The organism is Fuerstiella marisgermanici (genome assembly GCF_001983935.1).
In the GTDB taxonomy this organism is placed as follows: Bacteria; Planctomycetota; Planctomycetia; order Planctomycetales; family Planctomycetaceae; genus Fuerstiella; species Fuerstiella marisgermanici.
The window spans coordinates 2,737,347-2,764,292 of sequence record NZ_CP017641.1 but is presented as its reverse complement, the minus strand read 5'-3'; the positions used below and the strand labels follow the sequence as shown (position 1 = coordinate 2,764,292).

Sequence of the window (26,946 nt, the reverse complement as noted above, 5' to 3'; positions counted from 1 at the left end):
TCCACTGTGGTTAAAACGGCGATTCTGCGTTCAACTGCGGCGGTTCTTGAATGTCCTGATTTAGTTCGTTCAGTGTTCGTTCCAGTTCATCGAGCTGCGGATCGGGCTGCCATTCCAGTTCTGAATCACTGACGGGTGCCTCCGGCGTCGGCGAAGGAACTTCAACGACTTCGGTGGGATCAGCCGGATCAGCGGCCATGTCTGTTTGTTCGTCTGGCTGCAGGAATATCGCAAAGCTGATGACGCTCGCGAACAGGAGAAACGCTGCCGTCATAAGCCCGGTCTTCTTCAGCAGCCTTGCTTCTTCTCGTGCCTTTAGACTTGCGGGCAGCGCGGCCGTTGCGGGGTGCTGCACGTGAGCCAGGCAGTCTTCCAGCAGGGACGCGACTTCGTCCGCCGATGTGAATCTCTGCGACGGATGTTTCGCCAGCAATCTGTCGATCACGTGACTCAGCCAGCCGGGTACGTCGGGGTTGAGGTCGCGGATGGGGCGGTGAGCGTCGTCGGTGATTCGCCGCAGAATTCCGTAGGGCGTTTCGGCTCGGAACGGCGGGTGCCCGGTGGTCATCGTGTACATCACGCTGCCGAGGCTGAACAAATCGCTGCGGTGGTCGATGCCTTCGCCTCGTGCCTGTTCGGGGCTCATGTATTGCGGCGTGCCTGCGATGACGCCGCTGCGAGTCAGACTGGCATCGTCGGCGGCTCGAGCCAGACCGAAGTCTGTGATGAGCACTCGTTCGACATTTTCCGGCAGCAGAATGTTGGCTGGCTTGATGTCGCGGTGCACTAATCCCTGGTCGTGGGCAGCGGCCAGCCCCTTCGCCGTTTGCAAAGCGATCCGCAGGGTTTCCGCAGTGGTCAGTGATCCTTCGCGGTCGATCCGCTTTTGCAGCGATTCGCCTTTGACGTACGGCATTTCCAGATATGGCAGGCCGTTGCATTCGCTGACTCCGTGAATGCCGATCACGTTGTCGTGGACGACGGCCGCTGCTGCTTGAGCTTCTCTCGCGAACCGCTGCCGGGCCGCTCCGCTGCTGGCATAGTGAGGTGACAGAACTTTGATGGCTGAGTAGCGATTCAACGCAGCGTCGAAGCCTTTCAGCACGATGCCCATGCCGCCGCAGCCGATCACGCCACTGATTTCGTAGCCGCCGAACCGCCCGAGCATATGAGGATCGTCGGTCGGGTTCAGGAAATCGAGCCGCACAATTTCGGAAGCGTGCGTCGGGTGCTTAGCGTCATTGCATAGCGTTGGTACGATTTCGGTGGAACTAAGAAACGCTCGCGTGTCATGCCACAAAACTGGATCCGCCGTGCGATCATTCAGCCGCTCACAACACTGATCGCATTCATCCAGATGCCGTTCCAGCAATCGCTGAGCAGCATCGTCCAGTCGATCAGCGAGGAAGTCGTCGATGAGCTTCGGGTTGCAGGTGGAAGTGGACATTTCAAAAAGCAGAAATCAGAAGGCAAAGGGCCGAATTGTTCCGTTGATCAGTCGCAGTGAATTTACGCATCCGTGCGTCGCGGCTGTTGCGAGTCTCGTGGGAAGTTGACCAATATCATGAATGACTGTCCTTTTCGGGAAGTTGCCGCGCCACAAGCTGCCGCCGGAAAGTGTGGCACGACTCTCCGAGTCGTGAACGGGCACGATATCGCCTTCCGTTCGCACTGTGCACTCGGCCCTCCCCCGATCTTGCTGCGCTCGATCGACCCCTTCCGCAATCAATTGCGGGAGGGGTGTACTTGTCTTTAATTCGAACAACCTCTCATGAGGTTCGCTATGTGCTTCGGCCCTAACAATGGCCACCAACTATTCACTGTCCACCGTCCATTTCTTCCACCACCTGCCGCAGGCGTTTCATGACTCGGCTTCGTGACGCGTACACGCTGCCTCGTGATCGGCCAAGCTGCGTGCCGGCCGTGTCCGGATCGAGACCGTCGACGGCAGTCAGCCAGAAGCTGTTCCATGTGTCGTCAGAGAATTCTCCGCGTATTCGTTGAGCCGCCACGTGGAAGACTTCGCGACGGTATTCGGTTTTCAATAAATCAGTCTCAGGCCCGTCTTTGGCTGCTCGCTGTTCCAGAAAGGACCTCATTGCGTCATCCCCCGAACCCTTGTCCGGGATACCTCGCGTGATGGCATTCAGAATTGCATTTTCAGCAATCCGTCGCACCCATGACCGGAATTTCGGTCCGCCGGGTTGAGGCGTCCAGCGTTCGATAGCTTGTGAAATCGCCAGCAGCACCTGTTGAGCCAGGTCGTCTGCGTCGGCCGCCTGCATGCCTTTGAACGTCGCAATCCGGCAGATGACCGGCCGATAAATGTACGAAAACTCAGCCCATGCCTCGCGATCGTCAGGATCACGAACCCTCAGAAGCAGACTCGGACGTGTATCAGGCACGGTCATCTATGGTACTACACACACGCTGCCGCAATGTTTGACAGGTTTTCTGAAATTGATTGGGCGCGTTCGCTGCGGCCGCAGAAATTGTTGGGTTCCATCGGCTTCATCGCCAGATTGGTTCAGGCAATGGTCGATGCCAGAGTTTAAATTCAGGACTCACAAACGACCAGTGCCGGGGCGACGGCAGGAAGTTGATGGCCAAATGATTGAGATCGACGTCCGTCACCGATAGGATCTGGCACGCGGGCGAACCTCACTGGGATACCGAGTTCAGTCGTGTCGATTTTGTTGCGGAAATATTCAGCATCACAACGGCCTTGCGACAATTGTGGCTCGACTCTCCGAGTCGAGAAGTTGCGGGCCGGATCACGTTAAAAACTACCGAACCCGCAGCGGAAGTCGTCCGCTATGAACTTTATTTATTGCGGCCAGCATTGGCTTGGTCGTACCTGTTGAGCATGTGTCAGGCTATGTTTTGTTGAGCTGAAGGTACTCGACTCGGAGAGTCGAGCCACAAACTGTACGAACGAATCAGAATCTTAGATCGAATTGGCGAGGTCCCATGAAACCAGTTTACATCATGATCGGCGGCTTTTTGGGCGCTGGGAAAACCACAACGGTTGCTCAACTGGCCAGGCATTATACGTCGCAAGGCAAGCGGATCGGGATTGTGACCAACGATCAGACGACGGATCTCGTCGACACTCACAGCCTACGATCACAGGGCTTTGACGTCGGCGAAGTGGCTGGATCATGCTTTTGCTGCAACTTCAACGAACTGACGGCCACGGTCGAACGACTGGGCGAAGACGAGTTGCCGGAGATCATTCTGGCCGAACCGGTCGGCAGTTGTACGGACCTTGTCGCCACCGTGTTGCGGCCGTTAACAGAAGTGTACGGCGTGCCACTCGATGTGGCTCCATACGGAGTGATCCTCAAACCGAGTCACGGGCAACGCATTCTGAAAGGGACCAGCGGCAGCGGATTTTCAGCGAAGGCGGATTACATTTTTCGCAAGCAGATCGAAGAAGCGGACTTTGTGGTCATCAACCGCGTGGACGAACTTTCTAAAGAGCAGGTTGACGAACTGGAGTCGCTGATTGAAGCGGAATATCCTGGCCGGCCAATTCTGAAGTGTTCTGCCAAAACGGGGGAAGGCATAGATTTGCTGGTGAGCATGCTGGAACAGCGAGGCGAATTCGGTCGTCGAGTCATGGACGTGGATTACGACGTGTATGCCGAAGGCGAAGCGGAACTCGGCTGGTTAAACAGTCAGGTGAATGTGACCGCCGCTGGCGAATTTGCATTGGACGACTTCCTGATGGATCTGATCGGGCGGCTTCACGGGCGATTACTGGCGTCCAGTGCTGAGGCCGCTCATCTGAAAGTGATCGGGCTAAGCGACGCCAGTTATGCAGTGGCGAATCTGGTCAGTAACGCGACGGGCCCCGAACTTTCGCTGGCGTCTTCGACAAAAACACCATCGGCGAACGTGGTCGTGAACGCTCGCGTGGGAACCGATCCCACGGAACTTGAAGACATGGTCCGCAAAGAACTGGCGGCCGTGTGCGAAGCGATGAACCTGCAGCACGAAGTGGTGTCGCTGCAAAGTTTCCGCCCAGGACGGCCAGTGCCGACTCATCGGATTACGGAGTAACACTGCAGAAGCTGATCGCAGTGGTTGAAAGCTACGAAAGTTCCAAGCTGTAGCAGAAGAACTCGTCGTCCTTCTTCCAGCCATGAGCTTCATACAATTTCTGAGCACCAAAGTTTTGCGGGCCGGTTTCCAGGTGCAGTCTGAGTGCTCCGGATTCGCGGCCAAATTCGGTCGCCGTTTCCAGCAGAAGAGTGCCAATGCCCTGCTGCCGAAAATCCTCCGCGACGAACAGGTCATTCAGGATCCACACGGGGCCCATCGAAATCGATGAAAACAGCGGATACAACTGAACGAATCCGGCAGCCGCTCCATCCACCGTTGCGAGAAAGATGACCGATTCGTTTTGTCGCAGACGCTGAGTGATATAGTTCAAAGCTCCGTCGGCGTCCGATGCCTTGCCGTACCAAACTCGGTACGCATCAAACAGCCTCGCGACCTCAGCCGCATGCTTTTCGGTCGCGTTGATTATCGCAAGAGTGTTCATTGGGAATGAAGAATGAAGAATGAAGAATGAAGAATGAAGAATGAAGGGTAGGGAAGAGTCACCTGCAGCGACCAACGGGAGCACCGCCGGCGCATCAGCCCGAACAACGTCACCCGCTCACCACGCCAATCGCCTGTCGGTGCGTACCGACCCGGTCAGTAGATGCTGGGTTCGGGGTCGGTTGAGCCGTCGGCGTGAAGGAATCGGAAATCGCAGCCGATGTTGGCTTGAGTGGTTTCATCAAAATAGAGCTTTCCGTAGCCGCGAGTGAATCGGTGTTCGGGCTGCTTCCACGCGGCTTTGCGGGAAGCAAGTTCCTCGTCGCTGATTTCCAGTTGCAGCGTGCGGCCGGTGACGTCAAGAGTAATCATGTCGCCGTTCTGAACGAAGGCCAGCGGCCCGCCCACGAAGGATTCCGGCGCGACGTGTAACACGCACGCTCCGTAACTGGTGCCACTCATGCGAGCGTCGCTGATACGGACCATGTCGCGGACGCCCTGTTCCAGAAGGTACTTCGGGATCGGCAGCATGCCCCATTCGGGAATGCCGGGTGCTCCCAGCGGACCGGCGTTTTGCAACACGATCACATGGTCTTTGGTGAGTGCCAGGGACGGATCGTCGATGCGAGCTTTCAGGTCCGGGTAGTTTTTGAAGACGACGGCCGGGCCACGATGCTGGTGCAGCTGTTTTTCGGCAGCCGCCGGTTTGATGACCGCTCCGTCCGGACACAGGTTGCCTCGCAGCACGGCCAGGCTGTTGTTTTCGCAGATCGGGCTATCGCGAGGACGGATTACGTCTTCGTCGTAGACTTCTGCGTCTTTGATCGCGTCGGCCAGCGTGGAGCCGGCAACGTTGGGGGCGGTCAGTTTCAGCAGATCGGCGATTCGAGCCAGAAGCGCTCGCAGGCCACCGGCTTCGAAGAAGTCACCCATCACATATTTACCAGCCGGCCGTATGTTGCCGACGACGGGCGTGGTTTGCGAAATCTGATCGAATCGTTCGAGCGTTAGCGGGACCTGGCAGCGTCCGGCCAGAGCCATTAGATGAACGATGGCATTGGTTGATCCGCCCATCGCCATCAGAGCCGTGATGCCGTTATCGAAGGCATCGGCCGTCATGATTTCGGAAGGTTTGACGTTGTACCACGCGAGTTCCACAGCTTGCTGACCGGTGGCAGATGCCATACGCGAATGCGAAGAATGAGTGGCCGGGACAGACGCCGAACCAGGGAGACTCATCCCCATCGTTTCAGTGATGGAAGTCATGGTCGATGCTGTGCCCATCGTCATACAGTGTCCCGGCGATGCGGCGATGTGGTCTTCCAGTTCGCACCATGCTTCGCAGCCCAGTCGCCCGGCGCTTCGTTCGGCCCAGTACTTCCACACGTCGCTGCCGCTGCCGAGCTGATCGCCGCGCCAGCTGGTTTTGTTCATCGGGCCGCCGGGCATAAAGATGGAAGGCACGTCAGCAGTGACGGCTCCCATCAGCAGTGCCGGAGTTGTCTTGTCGCAGCCGCCCATCAGCACGGCGGCGTCGATGGGGTACGTGCGCAGAACTTCTTCCGCTTCCATCGCAAGGAAGTTGCGATAGTACATGGACGTCGGTTTCATGAAGGTTTCCGACAGGCCCATAACAGGAACCTCCACCGGAAACCCGCCCGCCTGCCAGATGCCTCGTTTGACGTCTTCGACTCGCTGCTTAAAGTGAGCGTGGCAGCTGATCAGATCGTTCCACGTGTTCAGAATTCCAATGACCGGCTTGCCTTCGAATTCCTCGGTGCCGAATCCCGACTGTTTTTGGCGAGACCGATGCCCGAACGAACGCAGATCGTCCGGTCCGAAATAGCGGTAACTGCGAAGTTGTTCGTGAGTGCGTTTTGTGCGTTGAAACATGGTGTACTTGTGGTGGATGTCTAAAGTAAGGAATGAGATGACAGCGGCAGGCAAGCCTTAATTATTCTGTGAGCATCGTCCAGTCCGCAAACGCGGCCGCCTGTCCGACGTAGGCGTCGTTCCCGTCGACGACGTTCCACACCGTTGCCTGATGGATGCGAAACCGTTGCCCGGTAGATGCAATTCGAATGCCGGTGTAGTCGTCGATGTATCCGTGTTCGCGAGTCCGCCGCAACAATTCGGCTCGTTCATCGCGATGCACGGGTTCGGCTGTTTTGCGAGACGGAGTGCCAATGAGTTCGTCGAGCGACATTTGCCACAAATCAAGTGCTGCCTGGTTGCCGTAGTTCAGCAACGGGTCGTCTTCCGTTCCGTGTGCCACGACCACAAACGGAGCGTGGTACAGCGTCTGCGAATCCTGATCAGCTGAGGTTCGCGGAATCAGATCCTTCCCGACAAACTTACGGTAAGAATTTAGCAGTCGTGTCGTCCATGCAATCCAGGCTTTGCTGGACCATGGGGGTGGTTGGTCATTCATGATTGAGTCTCTAACGTGGGCGGCCCCATAGCCGATTGGAGCTGCCGCTCCGAAACACTCCGGTTGGTCGTACTGCGATGATGCTCGCACGACGCGCGGCTCTAACAGTGGCAGTCCCTAATTCCGCAGACTTAACAACCACGCTGTCAGGTCGCGGAACTGCTGTTCCGTCAGAATTTCCGCCACGTTGTCAGGCATCGGCGAACGACGCGACACGACTAATTCTTCGATGTCGTCGCGTGGGATGGAAATTTCTGCGCCCTTGCTGTCTATCAAAATTAGGCGAGCTCCATCGTAGCCGCGGCTGAGTCCGCTGGCGACCTTGCCGCTTGTTGTCACGACCGTTGACGTCCGGAAGGCGATATCAACGTTGCGGTTGGGAGCCAGCATGTCTTCGATCAGCCGATTGGCTCCTCGACTACCAATGCCGTCCAGATTGGGGCCGACTTTTTTCCCCTTGCCCGCCACCTGATGGCACACCGAACAGTTCTTGGCGAAGACTGCTTCACCGGCTACGGCCGATCCTGGCTGTTGCACGTAGTTTTGAGTCCGCGAGGCGATGAGGGCATCGCGTTCGGCATTCTGGTCAGGCAAGCTGTTTAGCAGCTGCTGGACTCGACTGTTTAGCGATTCATCCGCAACCGCCTTTAGAGCATCCGCGACCGTGGGCCGTCGCAGCAATTCTGCAGAAGCCTTGCCTTTATCCACCAAAGCTACCAGCAACTTTGCGCCGGTAAGGTCTGAACACAGTGGCTCGGCGACTCGCAGTTGTTGAGCTGACGTCGCTGACGCCATGACTTTGCCGAGTGTCTCTTCAATGTTGTCGGTCGAATCGGATAGCAGCGCGTTATGTACAGACGAACGGACGGTCGCCGCCAAGTCGGTGACGCCGCACGCCGCCGCCAGAGCATGAAACCGGCTATCGGCCTGCATGCCCGCGATGGCTTTTCCGAGGAGTTCGCCGGTCGTGACGTCTGAGTTTGATCGCCGCAAAAGGATGGACAGCACATCTCTGAAGTCTGCAAGTTGGAACAAGCCAATCAGCTCAATCCCTTCTCGCCGCTGTTCGATGCGAGTGTTCGGGTTCAAGCCCTCAACAGAAAAACGCCCGACTGCCAGCCATGCAAACGCATTCCCGGAGTCGCCGTCGACGACTTCGATGTAGGTACATTGGACGTCGTCAGTGTTGGTCCAATTGAATTGATGAGCCGTATCGTTGCGAGGTGGGGGCCAGGTGTGCAGCGTTTCGTGAGTCGCCGCATCGCGAAGTCGGACAAGGTTCTTGCCGCCCGCGGGATCTTTGGGAACGCCATCATGGCCGGCCATGTAAAACGAAAACTGCTCGCCGGGATTGAAGCTGCCCGATCGATAGATCCCTGTTTGCTGCTCGCCCTTCGGAAGGCTGCTGTAAAGTGGAGTCTCTTTCATGCCGTCAGTCGACGTTCGACGATGGGTTACCTGAAATGGACTGCCCTGGTCCTTGCCGCCGGGATATGGAACGTACGACCAAACAATTGGGTCAGCATCCGCGGCAGGTAGTTTTCCGTTTTTCAGGCCGATTAGTTCTGCGGCCAGCGTCGCGGCCCAGTTTCGGATCACTTCCGGCGTCGACGCTCCACGCTGCTTCAGACCGTCGGAAGCGGCTTTCAGCAGTTCCAGCTGCATCGATGGGTTGTCGGCGAATCTTTCGCGAACCACCGCGGTCAGCGTGCCCACGTTCTGGGCCGACACATGTCGCACGGCAAAGCGAGTGTAGTTTGCGAATTCATCAGGCGGTGCGTCGCTGAGTACTCGGATGTGTCGGATCAAAAACGAACCGGCGTCGGGCGTGTTCAATGCCAGACAAATTGCGGCGACCAGTTTAATGTCGCGATCGGTGAGTTCCCGATCCAACTGCTGAAACAGTTCCGGCGATTGCAGGTGATTCCGCAAAGCCATGCGAACGCTGTGCTGCAGGTAGACATCTTCCGCTGGCGTGTCGTGATACAAATCGATTAGCGGTCGCAGCTGCGAAAAATGGACGTGCTTTGCAGCGGCCAGCACGGCGGCTCGACGAACCAGCGGCGATGCATCCCGGAAGCCCTGCTGCATGATGGTACCGCTGTTCGCGACGGCTTCGTCCCGGTCGGCAATGATTCGGAACGCATGCACGCGAACAAGTTCTGATTCAGCTTCGGCGCTGATGCGGATTGCCTGATCATTGAGGTTGCCTTGTCGTTGTTGAAGCCACAAGGCGTGTACCTGAGCGTCGACACTTTCTGCGGCATCGCTGCTTTGCGATGGACTGGCTGCGTTACGATAGCTGTCCAGCAATCGATTCATCGCCAGCGTGCGGCGAGGCATATTCGGCGATGCCAGTTCGGCAAGCAATTCGTCAGGCGTCGCTGATTCACCTGGCATTGGGACCGACTTTGTGTTGCCGTTGTTGCCCTGGTATTCGACCTTCCAGATTCGCCCACGCTTGCGATCGCGGCCGGGATGATCGAGGCCAACTTCGTAGTGCCCAATAATGCGGTTGTAGAAGTCGGCGATATACATCGCTCCGTCAGGACCGACCTGCAAGTCCATTGGTCGGAACCACGGGTCCGTGGAAACCAGAAAGTCGGCCTCTTCTTTCGCTCGAAAACTGCTGCCGATTTGTTGCAACGAATTGCGGTTCACGCAGCCGGTCATCACGTTGCCGCCGAACGTGTTGCCATGATATTCGGCAGGGAAGACGTCGGCGTTGTATTGAGCGATCCCGCCGATGGCCGTGCTGCCATGCAGGTGATCCATCATGGGCGGCACGTAGCCAAGGCCATCGTGAGGCTTGCCGAAACTTTCGTAGTAACCGCCCGGCAACAGCAGGCTGACCGGCTTCGTGTGGCAGTCGGCGACGAAGAGATCTGCGGCCGGACTTTGAGTCATCCCGAAAGGGTTGACCAGGCCGTGAGTGAAGTGTTCGATGCGCGACCCGTCCAGTCGAAACCGAAACGTATTGCCGGACTGCATCGTGATTTCGTGCCCGTCTGCGCCCGCCACAGTAGTGTGATTATTGAATCCGTGGCACGCGTAAAGCCATCCGTCGAAGCCTCGCGTAAAGCCGTTGCACATGCCGTGAGTGTCGCGTTCGAAGCCCATCGGACCGTACAGCTCTTTGCGTTCATCGCATTTGCCGTCGCCGTCGGTGTCTTGCAGAAACCAGATGTTGGGAATGCTAAAACAGATGACGCCGTCCTTGTACGGATACACGCCCATCGGAATATTCAGGCCATCCGCGAATGTGGTGACGGTTTCGCGAATTCCGTCGCCGTCTTTGTCTTCGAGGACCACAATGCGATCTTTGCCAGCTCGATCCGCCGGCGCGGGAATTGGGTATTCTTCGGACGTCGTTACCCACAACCGGCCTCGTGCGTCGAAGGCCATGTTCATGGGTTTGGCGATGTCCGGTTCGGCCACGACCAGACTCGCTTTGAAACCTTCTGGCAGCGTGAATGTTGCCATCTCATCGGCGGGGGACAGCGGTTCGGTGGTGCGAACGACTTTCGCGAATTCGTCGGCGGGTGCATTGTCCTGAGCATGGGTGGCAGTGGCGAAGCACAACAGCAAACCCAAGGCCGCGAACTGGAAACGGAACAAGGCTTCGACCACCTTCTCCCACGCGAAGCGTAGGGGGAGGTCGCACCAGCGAAGCGAGGTGCGGGAGGGGGAAGCACACTTTGAGGTAGCAACAACGTGCCGCTTACCGGCAAGCTGCGCCGCGGCCCTCCCCCGATCTTGCTCCGCTCGATCGACCCCTCCCGTAATAAATTGCGGGAGGGGTTGATTCAGGAGCGGTGCGTTCACGCCGACATGCCTTCGCCTATCAGACGCCAATCGGGCTCCCGCGGGCGGAGTGTTTGTTACCACGGTTTCCACCATGACTTCTTCTTCCCACGAACTGGCGGTGCCATTTGTTGATAACCGCCGGGCGGGTCTGCGCCCGACGTGATCACGATATTTTCCGGCAGCAGCACGCAGCTAAGGTCGCCGTACACGCCGCCGGTTGTGTCTGTCCCGATGACTCGATTACCAAAACGAACTTCCGGCAGCGGCGTGTGGCCGACGACGACGGTGACGGGGCAATCCGGAGCCGCGGAACCTCGCACAAACGCCTTGTCATACAGCCACGGCGGGTGAGCCAACGTGTAATCGCGCTGCCTCAGAATGTTGACCTGCATGTCGAACGGCAGGTTGTTATCCAGCCCCGCATGCACGAATAGATACTTGGCGTGCTCGACACTCCACGGCAGATCCGACATCAGCCGAGCGTGTTCTTCCGGCAGAGCTTCTCGCAAAGCGTCCAGTTCTCCGAACGGGACATTGTAGGAAGCGAAGGTTTTGTCAGAATCGTAATGAGGCAGCCAGCGGCCGGGCCAGTCGACGAAGTCCGGCACGTCGATCAGCTTCAGCGAACCGGCCATTGCCAGTTCATGGTTGCCGCAAACCCACGTCACCTTGTCATGCTTCGACGCGATGTCGCAATAGATGTCGACAGCGCCTTTGGGGTCGGGGCCGCGGTCTACCAAATCGCCGATGAACACAATCCAGCGATGGCGAATGTCGGGCAGGTGAGACAGCTTCTGGACGATTGCTTTTAGCTTATCAACCTGACCATGCACATCGCCAATCACGGCAACAGGCCCGTCAATTGTGGTGGGGACGGACGGCATTGGGTTCCTTTATTGGTTGTTGAAACAACTGAACAAACGGCGATCTGATCTTACCGCAGCGGGACAGGCAAGATACAGGCCCAAGGGGCAGCGTGGCAAGCGCAGGTCCGTCCACTATCCGGCGGTGGCTCGCAAGATTGCGATGCCGTCGGTCTACGTCAATTTCGCTGCACGGTGACAAGGATCTCAGCATCGATCGCTTTGGCAATTCTCTCCAGTGTCTCGATGGTTGGATTTCCCTTGCCGTTTTCCAGCAGTGACAAGTTCGCTTTCGTGATCCCGCATGCGTCCGACACATCCTGCAGCGACATGCCCGCCGCTTCGCGAGCTTCCTTAAGAGCCGAAGTCACGTCCGCAAACGAATGTTGGCGTGATGCAAGTTTCGACTTGATCCGTCGCCCCTGGCGTATCAAATCCGTGTCCGTCGGTCCGTCGCAATGTAACTTCTGGTCTGCTTGTCGCTGAGTTGCTGAAACCGGGGGAAGGTCTTTGGCATCCAATCGTTTAAGCTTCTTCATGTCTCAATCCTCGTCATACCACGCCGTCACTGGCTTCACCGTAAACTCATCGATTTCATCATAAGGAACAGCGATCAAACGGCCGTCCAATGCAAATCCCCAGATTATATCTCGACCGCTGCTTCGACTGATGCCGTGACTAACCGGATCAATCAATGCATTCTCGACGTCATCCTGGGTCAGGCCGTGCTCGTGAACTTTGTCGACGTTTCCGCCTGCTTCAAAATCCCAGATGATTGAATCCCAACTCATTTCCGACATGCCCTCACAACGCCAGCCTATTGTACGACAGAATCAGCCGTTATCAAATATACAAACAGCGGCGAAGTCGTTTTGGACTGGTCGTCGGCGGCCAACTACCCTTCAAACGGCAGTGTCGGCTGGTCTTTTTCGCTAAGACCTTCCTTAAAATGCTGTCGGCACACCGAAACGTAGCTTTCGTTTCCGCCGACTTTGATCTGTTCACCGCCACGAATGGGCTTGCCGCTGGAATCGATCCGCAGCACCATCGACGCTTTGCGGCCGCAGTGGCAAATCGTTTTGATTTCGGTAATCGCGTCGGCCCACGCCAGCAGGTACTGACTGCCTTCGAACAGGTTCCCCTGAAAATCAGTCCGAAGGCCGTAGGACAGCACAGGGATACTCAGACGATCCGCAATTTCGCCCAGATCGTGGACTTGCTTCTTTGTCAAAAACTGAGCTTCATCCACAAACACGCAGGCGACCGGGTTTTGCTGGTGCTGTTCGTCGCAGATGTCGTACAACGAATCGGTTTGCGAAAAGGCAATCGCTTCTGACTGCAGGCCGATTCGTGAACCGATCGTCCCCACGCCCGCTCGCGTATCGAGTGCCGGGGTCAGCAGCAGTGGCCGCAGGCCTCGTTCTTTGTAGTTATAAGCCGCCTGCAGCAACGTTGTCGACTTGCCGGCGTTCATGGCCGAATAGTAGAAGTACAGCTTCGCCATGACGGTTTATCGAGTTCCCTGAATGGTCACCACCAGTCGACGGCGTCCACCACGGTCGCGGTGTTCGCACAGATAGATGCCTTGCCATGTGCCGGTCAGCAAGCGTCCGTTGCCGATTGGAATGGTGATCGAGGAATCCGTCAACGCGGTTTTGATATGAGCCGGCATGTCATCCGGCCCTTCGCACGTATGCACGTACGGCCACGATTCGGGCGCGAGTTTGTTAAACGCCATGTTCATGTCGACCAACACATCGGGGTCGGCATTTTCGTTTAGCGTAAGAGACGCCGACGTGTGCTGAATAAATACGTTGAGCAGGCCGACTTTGAATTCGGCAACTTCCGGCACCTGCTGAAGAATTTCGGACGTCACCAGATGGCAGCCGCGCGACACGGCCTGCAAAGTCACCTGTTTCTGAACCCAGTCTGTCATGCTTTGGCTTGAGACAGTTTTGCAATGGTATAGCCCAGCAAATCGTCGTTGGCCGCTGCCGCTTCTTCCAGCTTGTCGGCCATGCCAAGTTCCAGGCAAAGTTTGGTAAACGAAAACCCGTTGGGATCTTCCATCTTGCTGACAAACGCTGCCGTCTGAGCCAGCACGCGTTCTGTCTGGCCAACTCGCTGAGCCAGGTCCAGCAGCACGAAAGCGATCAACTGCTGATCCTGTTCGTCCGGTGCGTCTTTCAGCCGTTGCAGGAAGTAGTCGATGCCCGCGTCAGTATCTTCGCCGGCGATTGCTGTCAGGAAAAAGCGATTCGCTTTGTAGTAATCGTCGAACGGGACGTCGGCCGGATACTGTAACTGTGTCGCCAGCTTCGAACCGTAGTCGCACAATTCGACCGCCAGCAGCAGTTCCGGGTCTCCCTGTTTTAAAGCTCGAGCAAATCCCACGGTCGAATGCAGGTGAGACACGTCGATGTGATAATTGCCTTCTGCAAACAGCCATTCCCGACCGCTGATCAGTTCGGCAATTGACGCATTCGGTGTCAGCACGGGCATCCGTGATTCTACATCGCGACGGATTGTGGCCTGCAGGTCGTCGTAGATATTCCGCACCATCATGGCGGCCGCTGCCCGACGTTCGTCCGGCGTCATTTGTTGTTGCAACTGACTGTACGCGGTGACGGTGTTGCACGTGCCGTGCGTCTTCAGCAGGAATTCCAGGCCGCGAGCGATGTGGGCTCCTTCGTACAACGCGACGTTCATCACCTGATCGAATTCTTCATCCGGTTCACGAGGAACGGAGATCTTATCGATCGCGGCTTTGACTGGTTCTGGTTCGCCGATGGTGCGAAAGTAGGCCCACGCGTCGCCGAGCTGACCATCTTCCAGAAACAACTTACCCACTTCCCGCGCTGCAACGACGTATGCATCGCGGAAATCCTGTTCCTGTTCGGCAGGCACATTTTCCAACGACGTGGGCTGAGCCAGCGGCAGCCCCATCCGTTGACGGACCTCAAGCAACTTCGCATCGAACAATCGATGGAAATCCTTTTGGTCCGTCAGCGTTTGTTGCAGCGACGCGATTAAGTCCTGAGGCGAAGGTGACTCAGGCAACGCAGCCTTCAATTTGTCGAGGCGGGACGTGGTAGTTTTGGTCATGGTTAAAAACGGTTACTTCACGTCGACCAGTTCGATATCGAAAATCAGCAGGCTGTTCGGACCAATGCTGGGTGGTCCGTTTTCGCCATAGGCCAGAGCAGGGGGGACGAACAGACGGTACTTGGCACCGACTTTCATCAACTGCAGAGCTTCTGTCCAACCAGGGATCACTCGGTTAACCGGGAACGAGGTGGGCTCATCTTCAGCCGTTGGTTCCTTGCCTTCGTAGGATTCGTCAAACACTTTGCCGCTGATCAGCTTGCCTCGGTAGTGTGTGCTGACTTCACTTTCTGCCGTTGGAGTCTTGCCGGTGCCTTCTTTTAGAACCATGTATTGCAGCCCAGACTTCGTCTGCTTCACGCCTTTTTTCTCAGCATTCTCAGCAAGAAACTTCTTAGCGGCGGCCTGGTTGTTGGTGGCCGCTTCACGCTGGAGCTTTTCCTGTTCCTGCTGCATGACCTGAAACGCAGCCTGCATTTCCTGCTGAGTCAAAGCCGGCTCCACATCGTTAAGAATCGCGGCGATGCCTTGAGCAACAATGGCTGGATCAAGGTCCATGCCCTGGCTTTTGAACTGGCGACCGATGTTCAGCCCGATGGCGTAGCTGACTTTGTCTTTATTCGTTTTCAGTTCGGACGCGGCTTCTGGCTTATCCTGAGCCTGAAGTGGCAGAGCGATCAGCAAGACTGAAAAGGCGGTGAGTAACAAACGCATGAACGCAGCTTTCGGTGTTGAAGGTGGGATTTTGCACATGGTGAGACGCGGAACTATTGACGATCTGGCGTCGAAAAAAAAGGGGCGAAATCTTGTTGTGGCCAATTTTGGGCCGATCGCTGTTCAAATTTGCAAGGTTTCTCGAAAGCGGGTGTCCGCTCGAACCGCCCCAGTCGTAAGATGTGTTCATGGCAGGTTCCGCCAAATCCGTCCGGATGGTACGCGATCGGATGACTTCGTTTAACCGTCGGCAGCGGCTGAATTGTCGCCAAAATTTATCTCCCGACCGACCCCTACGGCCGTCGCGGTGGCGTATAATTTGGCATGAGAAATCGTGATCAGCACAGAACCGATGCTCATGCTGGCTGCGATCTGTGCAGCGCCGCCGGAGAGTTCGATTCGTGGCTGGCCGGAATCCAGCGGCAGGACCTGGATATCGTGGAACGTGATTCCCTTCACAAAGCCGGTTCCTAAAACTTTGACGACCGCTTCTTTGGCTGCCCAGCGACCGGCAAAGCGAACCGCTGCGTCGCGGTGCTTGTCCGCGTAGGCAATCTCAGGCGTTGTAAAACAGCGCTGCAAAAAATTGTCGCCGTGACGGTCGATCATGTCGCGAATACGATCAATCTCAACAATATCCGTACCAAGTCCGATGATCATAAAGTCAACCTTCAACCTCTCTCGCCGTCCCGCCCGTCGATGAGCCACCAGCCGCCGTGGGGAACCCTGCAAAACCTGCGGCGAACGGTCAATGCCACTCGATTTGCGATTTGCGATTTTCACGTAGTCGAGTCTCTCCGAGACTCGAAAAAGCCGCGCCATTGTCGCTGTGTCAGTCTCGGAGAGACTGACCTACGTGACAAAGTGAGTACCATTGAGCGAACGACTTGCCGCTCACAATACAGTTTTGATGTCCACGCCAGGAAGCGGATCCATGTTAGAAATCACCAGTAACATTCAAATCGACGAATCAGAATTTGATTTCTCATTCGCTCGCAGCGGCGGACCCGGCGGTCAGAACGTCAACAAAGTCAATTCGAAGGCGATGCTGCGCTGGAATCCCGGTGAATCAGACGCTCTCCCCCACGGCGTCCGACAGCGATTCATAAACAAGTATCAGCACCGATTCACCAAAGACGGCGTGCTGATTCTGCGAAGCCAGAAGTACCGCGATCAGGGCCGCAATACAGCTGACTGCATGGACCGCCTGCGTCAGATGATTCTGGACATCATCACGCCACCGACTCAGCGACGCCCCACAAAACCATCGCGCGGCGCGAAACAGCGGCGTTTGACCAGCAAAAAACAGACGTCGCAAAAGAAGCAGCAACGCCGTAAGCCATCGATGAATGATTGAAGCGGCTGCGGCATCGGCAGGCGGAGCGCCAAGCATTGGAGATAACGCTGCCTCAAGTTCGAGCGTTGGCCGTGTGCATTCACCTCTCCCAGCGCAGCGTCGGGGGAGGTCGGACGGAGCGAAGCAACGTCCGGGAGGGGGCGAGCATTTCAGCGCACAGCCCCGCTTGCGCAGACGGCCCTCCCCCGAACATCGCTCCGCTCGTTCGACCCCTCCCTTGCCTTCGGCTGGGAGGGGCGACGGACGTTTTGCCTACCTCGCCCCAGCGAAAGAGCAGGCACGGTGAAAACCACGCGATCTCATTGCATTTGTCGGGGCGGAAACGGAACGGCGCTGACGTTCAGAGCCGCTCCGAATCCCCGTTCTGACACGTTTTAAGTCTGCTTCACATTTTGCAGAAAGCCAGGCGAGTGACGGCCTGAGCTTAAGAAAAGCCTAGCAACAGGGCCGGATTTAGGGCGTTCACAAACGGCAGCAAACGTGGCTGACCGTTACCCCACGGGAAACAACGGCTGTTCGCCCAACGCCCCCAGCAATGCTTCGCCAAGGAAAAGCGAGCCCGCGTTCGGATGCCGCGACTGCTGTTCGGCGTCCATGTGTTCGACGGCCGTTGTCAGCAGCAAATGCACTCGACCATCGACCTTCACAAGCTGTGGGCACGTGACTCGCGGCGAACCCGGACACGTCCAGACAGCTTCCAGTTCGCCCGATTCGATGCCGTATTGACGCGCCATTCCGTAGGCTGGATCGCCTGGATCGTACAACGCCACGATCAGACTTTTTCCGTCCGGCGTCACGATCATGCCGTCCGGGAACACGTCTTCAGACGACAAATCGACAATGACTTCCGGCTTGCCCACGGTGCCGACGGCGACTTCCAGCCAGCACTTGGTGATTGTCTTTGACGGCGAATCAATGTCGACCAGCGTCAATGTTTGGTCGGGGTTCCTGATGACCGCTTTGCCATTTGAACAGATCTGATCGTTTCTAAGCTGGAACAGTTTTTTGTCGCGGCCGCGCCACAAATACAGGCCTGCCTTCTTCGTTTTGAATTCCAGTTCTTTGCAGCCGAAGATGAGGTTGTCGTCGAACACGACACCGTCGTTGATGATCGTGTTGTCGACGTCACTGTCGATGCCGCTCAGGATTTCCGTCCACGAACCATCGCTGACATCATACAGCCCCAGCGACCGCTCAACGCCGCACACGAATACGTTCTGCTTCGTCGTGGGGAATGCGAACCCCGGTCGGCCCGGCAGGTTGAAGGACTGGTTCGTGCCGGAGGCCGGATCAAGAATGTTCAGCGAACCGACCGTAGAATTGCTGCCGTGTTGAATTCCCACCCAGCTGATGTTGCCATTCGGCAGCGAATAAGGGCCTTCAGGTAAAAAACGAAGCTCGTCCGTCGGCGGCTGAAACAGAACGCGGCATTCCGTCGTCGGTACGTTAGCCTGCGTCGAAGTCGTGGACTGATTGGTCGGCGGGTTTGAGCTGTCGGAGTTCGATTCGGGCACGTCTGTGTTTCCTTGTGAGTCTGGTTTCGAAGCTGTTGTGGTGGTCGATCCACCGTCCAGCGAAATTCCTTCAAGAGCGTGCATGGCCGCCTTTTGTTCGGCTTCTTTTTTGCTGCGGCCCCACGCGGATTCGAATTGAGTTTCTGCAATTTCAACGGCCACACAAAACTCCCGAGCATGATCGGGGCCGCGGTGTTCGATCACCACATAGCTGGGCGGATCGCTGCCGTCACGCTGAGTTTCTTCCTGCAGGATGCTTTTGTAGTTTTCCTGGTCGGCCTCGTCGGTGTTCTGCAGTTCTTCCTCGAAGACTCGCATAATAAAATCGACCGCCGCCGCGAATCCACCGTCCAGATATATGGCCGCCACCAGCGATTCCACTCCGGCGGCAATCAACGAATCGGGGATCGTCTGCAGGCCCTTTCCAACCAGAATCAGGTCCTTCAAGCCAAGCCGATTGCCGACTTGCGTGCAAACGGTGCGGCTGACAAGGTGCGACTTTTGTTGCGTGAGCTGCCCTTCACGACGATCGGGATATTTGAGATACAGGAATTCACAAACGACCAGCCCCAGCACAGCGTCGCCGAGGAATTCCATGCGTTCGTTGCAGTCCAGGCGAGACGTCGCGCACGAACTGTGAGTCAAACCGCGACGCAGGACATCGCGATCCTTAAACTGATAACCGATCGCTTCTTCGCAACGGCGAAAAATGTCTTCTCGCTGATTTTCGTCCACGTGTGATAATTCCAGGTCTGATCTTGAGGGCGCAAAACTCCCGCACGGGCGGAAAAATCACACAAAATCGGCTCGGACCTGGCGGCCGTCCGGCATTGCGTTGAGTCGCCTGTCAGCACGATTTTCTGACGACAGAACAACTCGACTTTTGTGATAGGTGCCGGTCACCCGCTGAGTTCGAATGCGGAATTTTCCGGGCGGGACGATAGCAGGATGCGTCGAATTTGGCGAGCGGTCAAATCGCAAAGCAGGCAATCAGCCACGAGTCGGCATGCGATCAGTGACTGTTCGCAGCATAAATCTGTGAAGGTCGACAAAGTGCCGATCGGTGGTGCTCGGAATTCCGGAGGCTGCCATCTAACTCGCGATGAAGACGCCTGCATCCTGTGGTTGCAGGCCTTCTTCGGTGGTTTCAATGTCGCCGCCATCGTCTTTCTGATCGAACCCGATGCTGTAGATCGTAATGCCGGTGTTGTCGCTTTTAAAACGCAGCGGCTGGCCGTCGAAGTGGTCAAGCTTCAGGTCTGCTTCGGTGGACGGCAGGAACTCAGAAGTCATGTCGTCAAGGCTATCGGGCAGGTGGCCGTGTTTCAGGCGATAGCGTTGTGCGGCAAGTGCGAGCACGGTGAAATTCTTTCGGCAGTCCGATCGTGCGCCTGCAACAAAACATTGAGTCGTCGCGGGAGCAAGCATAGTGAGTGGCATCGTGGCAAACCGACCGATGGTCCCTTGCGAGCGTTGCTTCAGATTGGCGTCAATGGCTTCCATGCGAACAATGGCTTCGGACCACGGCTGTTCTGTGGCTTCCAGACAATCTTCGAAATGCGCCAGCACGTCGCGCGACGCCGACTGTCGAAACGGCCCCAATGGAAAGCTGCCCATTCCGGTTAGCACAAATGTACGTTCGCCAATCAAACCGGTGCGTGCACCATGCATGAAATCCATAGCAGCGACGACCGTCTGCAGTTTACTCAACTTCTCATCGTTCCAACCACAATGCGGCAACAGGTCTTCAGTCGCCTCGCACCCGATCGCGTGAAACGCGTTGACGATCAGTTGCGAGATCATGGTGGGTTCCGCCTGGAACGAATTCCGCAGTGCAAAAATGGCCAGAATATCTGTGTGACTCTGATCGAAGGCTCGGTCATGCGCGTGGACATGAGCCTGCAAAGTGAACAGTCTGGCCACGCTGCGGGCGTCCTGAGCGTACGGAAGTACAGCATTGAAGCCCGGCGTGAAATCGACCGGATACCGAGCCACTCCGCCCGCTTCAGCAGCTGCGTACACCAGCTTCATTTCATCAGAGAGTGTTTCCAGAAACTCACGAGACTCATCCAGCTTCTCCCATTCTTCGTCGGGCGAAGGAACCGGCTCGGCATCAAACCCCAGAACTGGCATATCCTTTGGAACCGAATCCAGATCTACATTCGTGACAGCGTCGATCGCCGCGACCCACAGATCTGTTGTGTCCTTTTCGCCTTCGGGCACCTTGTAGTAATCGTTTAGTTCCGTTGAGGTTGTCGGCAGGCCCTGTTTGCGTAACTCAGCCAGCTTCTTGCCGAGCGTTGACCGCCCGGAAAGCCAAAGCAGAAACAGCGCAAGACAGCCCAACGCAAAAAAGACGAGCAGCCATTTCGACGGCTGCTTGTAGTATGGCTTTGAATCGGCGGCTGGAGGCATCGTTGTCTGCTCCGTGCGTGGAAAGACGATTGCGTCAAGGAAATCGGTCGACCTTCGGCCCAACGGACGAAGCGCAGCGTCGGATCACGCCATTTATGGACTTCAGCGAATCTCGCTGCTTTGTGGCCGCGGGACATGCGGTTCGGACGATGAAGGCTGTTTGCCACGAGCCCGAACCGTCCACAACAAAAGGAAAACTGCTCTGATCTTAGCGATTGGTGCGTAAAGACCGAACTGACTCCCCATCAAAATGGGAGCACGGTTCCTTCGCGTTTGGCCGGGGTTGGACTGAGCGAAGCGAAGGAAACCCCGGGGGTTCACTCGTGCCTCGCTCCAACCTTGGCCACCCAATTCGCTGCCGTTTCCACAAGGATCGGCTCAGTGCCCAGCTCGCGAGCGATACAGCTCGGACGCCCATCGCTCGAAACGTCTACAGCGTGCCGCAAACTATTTTTCGCCAGCGAGCGCTTCGGCCACGTTCACGAGGTGGTCTCGAATGCGGCGGTACGCGGCGACCTGGCGGTTGTAGGACACCATCGCTCGAGGTTCAATTTGTTCGGCCGGTGGTTTGGCAAGCAAACGCTTGTACAAAGTCTTCGCGTGCTTGGTGATGACTTCACCGCGAGGTACCGCATCCGCTGCCACTTCGGCTCGACCTGATTTTTCGGACGAATGAGTGACCAAATCCAGGTAATCCGAAACCATCTCATGCAGTTCGAACAGTTCCTGCTGTTGAGGTTCCGGGAGGCGAACATCGTGCTTGTAAAGCGTTCGATGAGCTTTCAACACGGTGGCGATGCAGTCGCTGACGGATTCGTATTCGTCCGCCATTCGCAGTTGGGCGCGAGCTTCATCGACGATGTCGTGAGGCATGTTGCCGCCCAGCAGGTTCGACATGAATGTCACCACTTCATCCTGAATGACGTCCTGCTCATCCTCCATTTTCAGGATCTTCTTCATCAGTTCCGGATCGGGCGTTTCCTGATGAGTCAGCTCTTTCAAGCCCGCCATCATTTTCCGGCATGCTTCCGCCATGCGAAGAACTTCCGACCGAGACTGCTCAACCGCAACAACGGGTGATTCCAGCATGCGGATATCCAGGTTCGTCAGATGCGAAGCTTCTTCGTCAGCATTAGGTTTCTGAGGAATCAGGCGTTGCAGCAAAGTCGCCAGGTATCCTGCGATCGGCAGAAAGACGATCGTGTTGGTCACGTTAAAGCCGGTGTGAGCGGCCGCGATTCCGGCGGTAATTTGTGCCGCAGAAACGATGCCGAGAGACATGTCGGCATTGGCGTCGCCAACCACAATGTACCGCACCAGCATCAGAAACGGCGCAAACGCAGCCGTGACCCAGGCCACGCCCAGCAGGTTGAACAATACGTGAAAGTAGGCCGCTCGCTTGGCGTTTGTGTTTGCTCCGAACGAAGCCAGCCAGGCCGTGATTGTGGTGCCGATGTTTTCACCCAGTACCAGTGCAGCGGCCGTTTCGAATTGAATGACGCCAAGTTGAGCGAGCCCAATGGTGATACCAAGCGTCGCTGAAGACGACTGCACAATAAACGTCAGCACGCAGCCGACCAGAGCACATTTCAGCACGCCAACATAGCTGTCGGCGGCAAATGTTTTGAACCATGCTTCGAATGCAGGAAGTTCCTGAATGATGCTGAATCCGTCTTTCATCAGTTCAAGACCCAGGAACACCAGTCCCAACCCCATCACAGTCAACGCAGCATATCGAAGGCTTTCTCGCTTTGAGAACAGATAGAAGAACGCCGCTACGCCAGCCAGTGGCAGTCCGTACTTGCCGATCTTCAGCACCAAAATCCAGCCGGTGATTGTTGTGCCGATGTTCGCTCCCATGATCACGCCGACCGCTTGAGAGAGCGTCATGAAACCACTGTTTACGAAGCCTATCACCATCACCGTCGTAATCGAACTGGATTGCACGAGCATCGTGACAAGGACGCCGACACCTGTGGCCATCAACCGGTTATCGGTCACAGCGCTGATCATGCGTCGCAGCCTGTTGCCCGCGACGACCTGCATCCCTTCGGACAGATTTTTCATGCCCAGCAAAAACAGACCGAGCCCGCCAATGACTGTCAGAATCAGCTTCCAATAATCCGGTTCCCACAGTTCGACATGCAGCTTGGTGTCGACGTACTCACCGGATTCCGTGGATGCGCGAATCATGATCTCACGCGACTTTGCCGTCTTTTTGCCCCACTTCAGCCGCAGAATGTCGCCATCGATTTCGGCAGCGGCGACGTCTGGTTTTTCTTCGCGGATGACTTCGATGGTCAGCGGTTGGTTGTCCCGGCCGATTTCGGTGTCGGCAAATACCTGCGACAGATCAATCAGCGTATCAGGCGATCCCAAAAACGCGCGCTGGTCGGGAATCAGTTTGATGGTGTGGCCATTTGCGCTGTCCTTGACGGGGACAACTTCATCCGCTGAAACTGCGGTTGCCGAGCTGAAGAGAGCAGTTGCTAACAACCCCAGAAAGACTGGAGTGCGGAAGACTGGTGATGTCATTATTTGCTTGTGTCCGGGAGCCCGCACGAGCTGATGTTTTGAATCGGGTGACGAGACCGCAAATGTTACCGCGCCGAAAGTACCATACACTGGTGTGTTAGGATTTTATTAAGATTCGGGAAAGCTCTTCCGTCATCTGGTGTCAACGGCAGCGTACGCACTGGCATGGACCACAATTCACTTGAAAATTTGCTGGTGTGTCGGGAAGCAAGCGACACACGGCGGAAATTGCGAGAAACTCGGTTCCCTTAAGTGTGGTCAACAGCTCCGGCGATTTCGTCGTTATTCAAAAAACAGGCATCTCTTCCCCAAATTGACACAATTTCGCCGTGAGCGGGCCTTTGATTCGCGTTTCACATCTTTCCAAAGCGTTTCCCGCATCTGACGGCGTCCCCGTGGCAGCGGTCAACGACGTGTCGTTCGAAGTCGCTCGCAGCGAAGTGTTCGGACTTCTGGGTCCCAATGGGGCGGGTAAGACAACGACTCTTAGGATGATGCTGGGCCTGATGCAGCCGTCCGCCGGCGATTCCACGATCGACGGCGTTTCCGTGGCCGCTCATCCGGATCAAATCAAACGCCGCGTCGGCTTCGTGTCAACCAGCGTCGGCGTCTACCAATGGCTGTCGCCGCGCGAGATGCTTTCCTTTGTGGGCGATTTGTATGACGTGCCGCCTGACACTGTTGAACAGCGCATCCGCAAGTTGACGGAATTGCTGGACATGAAGTCCTACATCCACCGGCGTTGCGGCGTGTTGAGTACCGGGCAGAAACAGCGAGTCAACCTGGCTCGTGCATTGATGCATGATCCGCCCGTGATGTTACTGGACGAACCGACTCGCGGCCTGGACATTGTCGGCAGCCAGGTCGTGTTCGACTTCATCCAACATTTGCGCGGCGAAGGTAAAGCTGTGATTATTTGCACTCATCGCCTTGACGAAGCAGAACGCTTTGCCGACCGCTTCGGATTGCTGCACAACGGAGCGTTACTGCATTGCGGCACGTTAGCGGAACTGCAACAGGAAACCGGCGCCGCTACGTTGACCGATATGTTTCTGCAATTGCTAAACGAACCAGCCAGCGAAGGCACCGCGTCATGAGCGTTCCCGACGACGACGGTGCGAACTCGATAGAAAAGCAGGGCGAATCCACAGGCCGAGCATGGCGGTTGGCTCGCAAAGAACTGCGCGAAATTCTGCGTGACCGGCGAACAGTGATCACGCTGATTCTGATGCCGCTGCTGGTCTACCCGTTGCTCGGTTCTGTCATGAGCAAAGGAGTCCTCAGCACACTATCGACGGCGAAAGCGGTCGACTGCCACATCTACGTCGAAACTGCCGAGGACGCTCAACGGTTCGCCACGGCAATGGCCATGGGCGAGCAGATTTTGGCCGACGAAAATCCGCCGAGTGAAGACGACGTCAAGGCGGTGGCTCGAGCGACCTCTGACGGCAGGACCAACGCCCTCGTGTTTGCGACCGACCCCAATCTGCGAATCAGCGTCTTTCCACTGCGTGACAGAGAGGGCCTGACGCTGGAACAAACCGTGGCCGATGGCTTCGCAGACCTGGCGGTACGCGTGAAAAATTCTGAACCCGAAGCAGACACTGGCGGCGTGGAACCGCAGCCGTTTCAGGACTGGGAACTGATTCAACGATCGGATTCCGCACTTAGTAAAAGGTGTTTCGATGCGGTGACCAAGCGGCTGGAAGCGTACAACCGCCGCTATCTCGAAAGCCTCGTCAAAGCCGGGCAAATACCTCCCGTGCGTCCGTCCACCATCCGCACGCGGTCGATCAAGTCCACCTATCAGGCGCCATCGCCGCTGGTCACCTTCATCCCGCTGGTGCTGGTGCTAATGACGATGACCGGAGCCGTTTACCCCGCGATCGACTTGACGGCTGGCGAACGCGAACGAGGCACAATGGAAATTCTGGTCGCCGCGCCGGTGTCGCGGATGACTTTGCTGGCCGGAAAGTTTGTCGCGGTGCTGGTGGTGGCATTGTTGACGGCGTCGATGAATCTGATTTCGATGTTCGCCACACTGTTTGCGCTGGGGCTGGAAGGGACCGTGCTGGGCAGCTTTAACGCCACCATGATCGTGCAGGTCATCGTGCTGATGGTCGTCTTCGCCGCGTTCTTTTCGGCCGTGCTGTTGAGCATCACCAGCGTGGCTCGCAGCTTTAAGGAAGCTCAGGCGTACCTGGTGCCGCTGATGTTGGTTTCGCTGTCCCCCGGCATTTTCGCACTGATGCCCGAAGTGAAGATGAATGGGCTGATGGCTGTCACTCCGCTGATCAACACCGTGTTGATGGGTCGCGACTTGTTGCAGGGAAACGTGAACCTGCTGATGTTTGCCATCGTCCTGATTTCCACGGCGCTGTACGGCGTGCTGGCATTGTCTCTGGCGGCCAGAATCTTCGGCTCCGACGCGGTTCTATACGGCAGCGCCGGAACGTGGAACGACTTGCTACGCCGACCGACGGAACCCAACGTCGTCGCGCCCGTGCCGGTTTCGATGTCGTGCCTGGCGATCCTGTTTTCGCTGTTCATCGTCATCGGCTCGCTGCCCGGAAAAATCACCGCCAACCTTTACAGCCAGCTACTACTGAACGCCGTCGTGTTGCTGCTTTTGTTCGTTGGCGTTCCGTTATTGTTTGCAGTGGCGGCAAAGGTTCGACCGACCACCGGGTTCGCTCTAAGACTGCCGAAGTGGCCCATGTGGCTGGTGGCTCTGATGCTGGGCGCGTCGTTGTGGCCGTTTCTGTATGAACTACAGATCCGAACGCTGACCGAAGACCGCATCGCGTTCCTGACGGAGTTGTTCGAAAAACTTGATCTGAACCTGGCGTCGATCCCGCTGTGGTTGAAGCTGCTTTCCTTGGCCGCGGCTCCGGCGATTTGCGAAGAGTTCTTCTTTCGAGGCTTCCTGCAGACGTCGATCCGCAGTAAGTCATCGGCGGCTTTGGCAATTCTAGCGACGGGAGTTCTCTTCGGCCTGTTTCACGTTATCGTGAAGGATGCTTTGCTGTTTGAACGCCTGCTGCCCAGCACACTGATGGGCATTGTTTTGGGAATCGTGCGAGAACGTTCGGGCAGCGTGTTGCCAGGCATGCTGCTGCACGTGCTGCACAATGGCTTGATGCTGACGATCGCCGAATACGAAGACCAGCTCTCCGGCTACGGCATTGGCATGTCGACTCATCAACACCTGCCCACCACCTGGCTGTTGTACGCTGCGGTTCCGGTGGCCGTGGCGGGCATTCTTCTGTGGAAGCGACCAAAGCCATGAGGCGAGCGATCCTCAATCTGATGAAGGATTACCCTTTTCAGTTGTTGGCGATCGCATTCAGTCCAGGCATGATTGCATTGGCGTTTCTATTATTATTGCTCGAAGGTCTGTTCGAACCGCCTGTCTTGGAAGTGGCTGCAACAACGTTCTTTTCGCTGGGCATGGTACTTCTGTTGCCGTCCGGTACTCTTTGCCTCGTGCTGAGCTGGCGGATGTCACGTGGGAAGAACGAAGAAAGCGACTCACGGGATTTGGTGGAATTTTCACTCGGATTCTTCGGGTTGATCATGTTCAGTTTCGGTGTGATATTCTCTCCGTTCACATACTGGTTTGCGGACCTGCTGTCATAGCAAAGTTGAATCTCCGCC

General features: G+C 56.5%; 22 protein-coding genes. 5 read left to right on the top strand and 17 right to left on the bottom strand.

Translation table 11 applies throughout. The annotated features are described in order from the left end of the window. Nucleotides 1-10: 10 nt before the first annotated feature. Nucleotides 11-1,447, bottom strand: a complete 1,437-nt coding sequence (locus Fuma_RS10470; protein ID WP_077024094.1) for a serine/threonine-protein kinase — start codon at nt 1,445-1,447, stop codon at nt 11-13. Nucleotides 1,448-1,817: 370 nt separating this feature from the next. Further along, nucleotides 1,818-2,411, bottom strand: a complete 594-nt coding sequence (locus Fuma_RS10460) for an RNA polymerase sigma factor (protein ID WP_077024092.1) — start codon at nt 2,409-2,411, stop codon at nt 1,818-1,820. Between the two features lie 559 nt (nt 2,412-2,970). On the opposite strand from Fuma_RS10460, the gene Fuma_RS10455 reads away from it, so the two are divergent. Beyond that, complete coding sequence (locus Fuma_RS10455; RefSeq protein ID WP_077024091.1) at nt 2,971-4,065, top strand: GTP-binding protein; 1,095 nt, start codon at nt 2,971-2,973, stop codon at nt 4,063-4,065. Nucleotides 4,066-4,096: 31 nt separating this feature from the next. Here the strand turns inward: Fuma_RS10455 and Fuma_RS10450 are convergent, their stop codons facing one another. The 12 genes from Fuma_RS10450 to acpS all read right to left on the bottom strand — a co-directional run bounded on the left by Fuma_RS10450 (nt 4,097) and on the right by acpS (nt 16,251). Beyond that, nucleotides 4,097-4,549 (bottom strand): GNAT family N-acetyltransferase, encoded by a 453-nt coding sequence (locus Fuma_RS10450; RefSeq protein WP_077024090.1) that lies wholly within the window; start codon nt 4,547-4,549, stop codon nt 4,097-4,099. 155 nt (nt 4,550-4,704) lie between these two features. Further along, nucleotides 4,705-6,441, bottom strand: coding sequence for an L-arabinonate dehydratase (araD, locus tag Fuma_RS10445; RefSeq protein WP_077024089.1), 1,737 nt, complete (start codon nt 6,439-6,441; stop codon nt 4,705-4,707). 61 nt (nt 6,442-6,502) lie between these two features. Further along, nucleotides 6,503-6,979 (bottom strand): MEKHLA domain-containing protein, encoded by a 477-nt coding sequence (locus Fuma_RS10440; protein ID WP_077024088.1) that lies wholly within the window; start codon nt 6,977-6,979, stop codon nt 6,503-6,505. A 117-nt stretch (nt 6,980-7,096) separates the two neighbouring features. After that, nucleotides 7,097-10,597 (bottom strand): PVC-type heme-binding CxxCH protein, encoded by a 3,501-nt coding sequence (locus Fuma_RS10435; protein ID WP_158520933.1) that lies wholly within the window; start codon nt 10,595-10,597, stop codon nt 7,097-7,099. Between the two features lie 263 nt (nt 10,598-10,860). Continuing rightward, complete coding sequence (locus Fuma_RS10430; protein WP_077024086.1) at nt 10,861-11,670, bottom strand: metallophosphoesterase; 810 nt, start codon at nt 11,668-11,670, stop codon at nt 10,861-10,863. Between the two features lie 158 nt (nt 11,671-11,828). Beyond that, complete coding sequence (locus Fuma_RS10425) at nt 11,829-12,188, bottom strand: helix-turn-helix domain-containing protein (protein WP_077024085.1); 360 nt, start codon at nt 12,186-12,188, stop codon at nt 11,829-11,831. Nucleotides 12,189-12,191: 3 nt separating this feature from the next. Continuing rightward, nucleotides 12,192-12,440, bottom strand: coding sequence for a hypothetical protein (locus Fuma_RS10420; protein ID WP_145944092.1), 249 nt, complete (start codon nt 12,438-12,440; stop codon nt 12,192-12,194). 104 nt (nt 12,441-12,544) lie between these two features. Beyond that, nucleotides 12,545-13,153, bottom strand: coding sequence for a thymidine kinase (locus Fuma_RS10415; protein WP_077024083.1), 609 nt, complete (start codon nt 13,151-13,153; stop codon nt 12,545-12,547). 6 nt (nt 13,154-13,159) lie between these two features. Beyond that, nucleotides 13,160-13,585: a secondary thiamine-phosphate synthase enzyme YjbQ gene (locus Fuma_RS10410; protein WP_077024082.1), complete on the bottom strand. Its 426-nt coding sequence runs from the start codon at nt 13,583-13,585 to the stop codon at nt 13,160-13,162. Continuing rightward, nucleotides 13,582-14,754 carry a hypothetical protein gene (locus Fuma_RS10405; protein WP_077024081.1) on the bottom strand — a complete coding sequence of 391 codons (1,173 nt, stop codon included), beginning with the start codon at nt 14,752-14,754 and terminating at the stop codon, nt 13,582-13,584. Before Fuma_RS10405 ends, Fuma_RS10410 begins: the two co-directional genes overlap by 4 nt. A 12-nt stretch (nt 14,755-14,766) precedes the next feature. Further along, nucleotides 14,767-15,468, bottom strand: coding sequence for a BamJ family beta-barrel-assembly machinery protein (locus tag Fuma_RS10400; RefSeq protein ID WP_077024080.1), 702 nt, complete (start codon nt 15,466-15,468; stop codon nt 14,767-14,769). Between the two features lie 240 nt (nt 15,469-15,708). Then, nucleotides 15,709-16,251 (bottom strand): holo-ACP synthase, encoded by a 543-nt coding sequence (acpS, locus tag Fuma_RS10390; protein ID WP_229360892.1) that lies wholly within the window; start codon nt 16,249-16,251, stop codon nt 15,709-15,711. A 151-nt stretch (nt 16,252-16,402) separates the two neighbouring features. Here acpS and arfB point away from each other — a divergent pair, with 151 nt between their 5' ends. Beyond that, nucleotides 16,403-16,825: an alternative ribosome rescue aminoacyl-tRNA hydrolase ArfB gene (arfB, locus tag Fuma_RS10385; protein ID WP_077024078.1), complete on the top strand. Its 423-nt coding sequence runs from the start codon at nt 16,403-16,405 to the stop codon at nt 16,823-16,825. Between the two features lie 491 nt (nt 16,826-17,316). Here arfB and rnc read toward each other — a convergent pair whose 3' ends face one another. From rnc to Fuma_RS10355, 3 genes are all read right to left on the bottom strand, one after another. After that, on the bottom strand, nt 17,317-19,074 hold the full coding sequence (gene rnc, locus Fuma_RS34135) for a ribonuclease III (protein ID WP_083731944.1): 1,758 nt from the start codon (nt 19,072-19,074) through the stop codon (nt 17,317-17,319). 357 nt (nt 19,075-19,431) lie between these two features. Beyond that, complete coding sequence (locus Fuma_RS10365) at nt 19,432-20,754, bottom strand: hypothetical protein (protein WP_077024076.1); 1,323 nt, start codon at nt 20,752-20,754, stop codon at nt 19,432-19,434. Nucleotides 20,755-21,201: 447 nt separating this feature from the next. Further along, nucleotides 21,202-23,289 (bottom strand): Na/Pi cotransporter family protein, encoded by a 2,088-nt coding sequence (locus tag Fuma_RS10355; RefSeq protein WP_229360891.1) that lies wholly within the window; start codon nt 23,287-23,289, stop codon nt 21,202-21,204. 329 nt (nt 23,290-23,618) lie between these two features. Here Fuma_RS10355 and Fuma_RS10350 point away from each other — a divergent pair, with 329 nt between their 5' ends. Genes Fuma_RS10350 through Fuma_RS10340 form a run of 3 tightly spaced genes read left to right on the top strand, consistent with a single transcriptional unit; the run spans nt 23,619 to nt 26,928 of the window. Next, entirely contained in the window at nt 23,619-24,386 is a 768-nt protein-coding gene (locus Fuma_RS10350) for an ABC transporter ATP-binding protein (RefSeq protein ID WP_229360889.1), read from the top strand. After that, nucleotides 24,383-26,578 (top strand): ABC transporter permease subunit/CPBP intramembrane protease, encoded by a 2,196-nt coding sequence (locus Fuma_RS10345; protein WP_077024073.1) that lies wholly within the window; start codon nt 24,383-24,385, stop codon nt 26,576-26,578. The genes Fuma_RS10350 and Fuma_RS10345 overlap by 4 nt, the downstream gene beginning before the upstream one ends. After that, complete coding sequence (locus Fuma_RS10340; RefSeq protein ID WP_077024072.1) at nt 26,575-26,928, top strand: hypothetical protein; 354 nt, start codon at nt 26,575-26,577, stop codon at nt 26,926-26,928. Before Fuma_RS10345 ends, Fuma_RS10340 begins: the two co-directional genes overlap by 4 nt. The last annotated feature ends 18 nt before the right edge of the window (nt 26,929-26,946 follow it).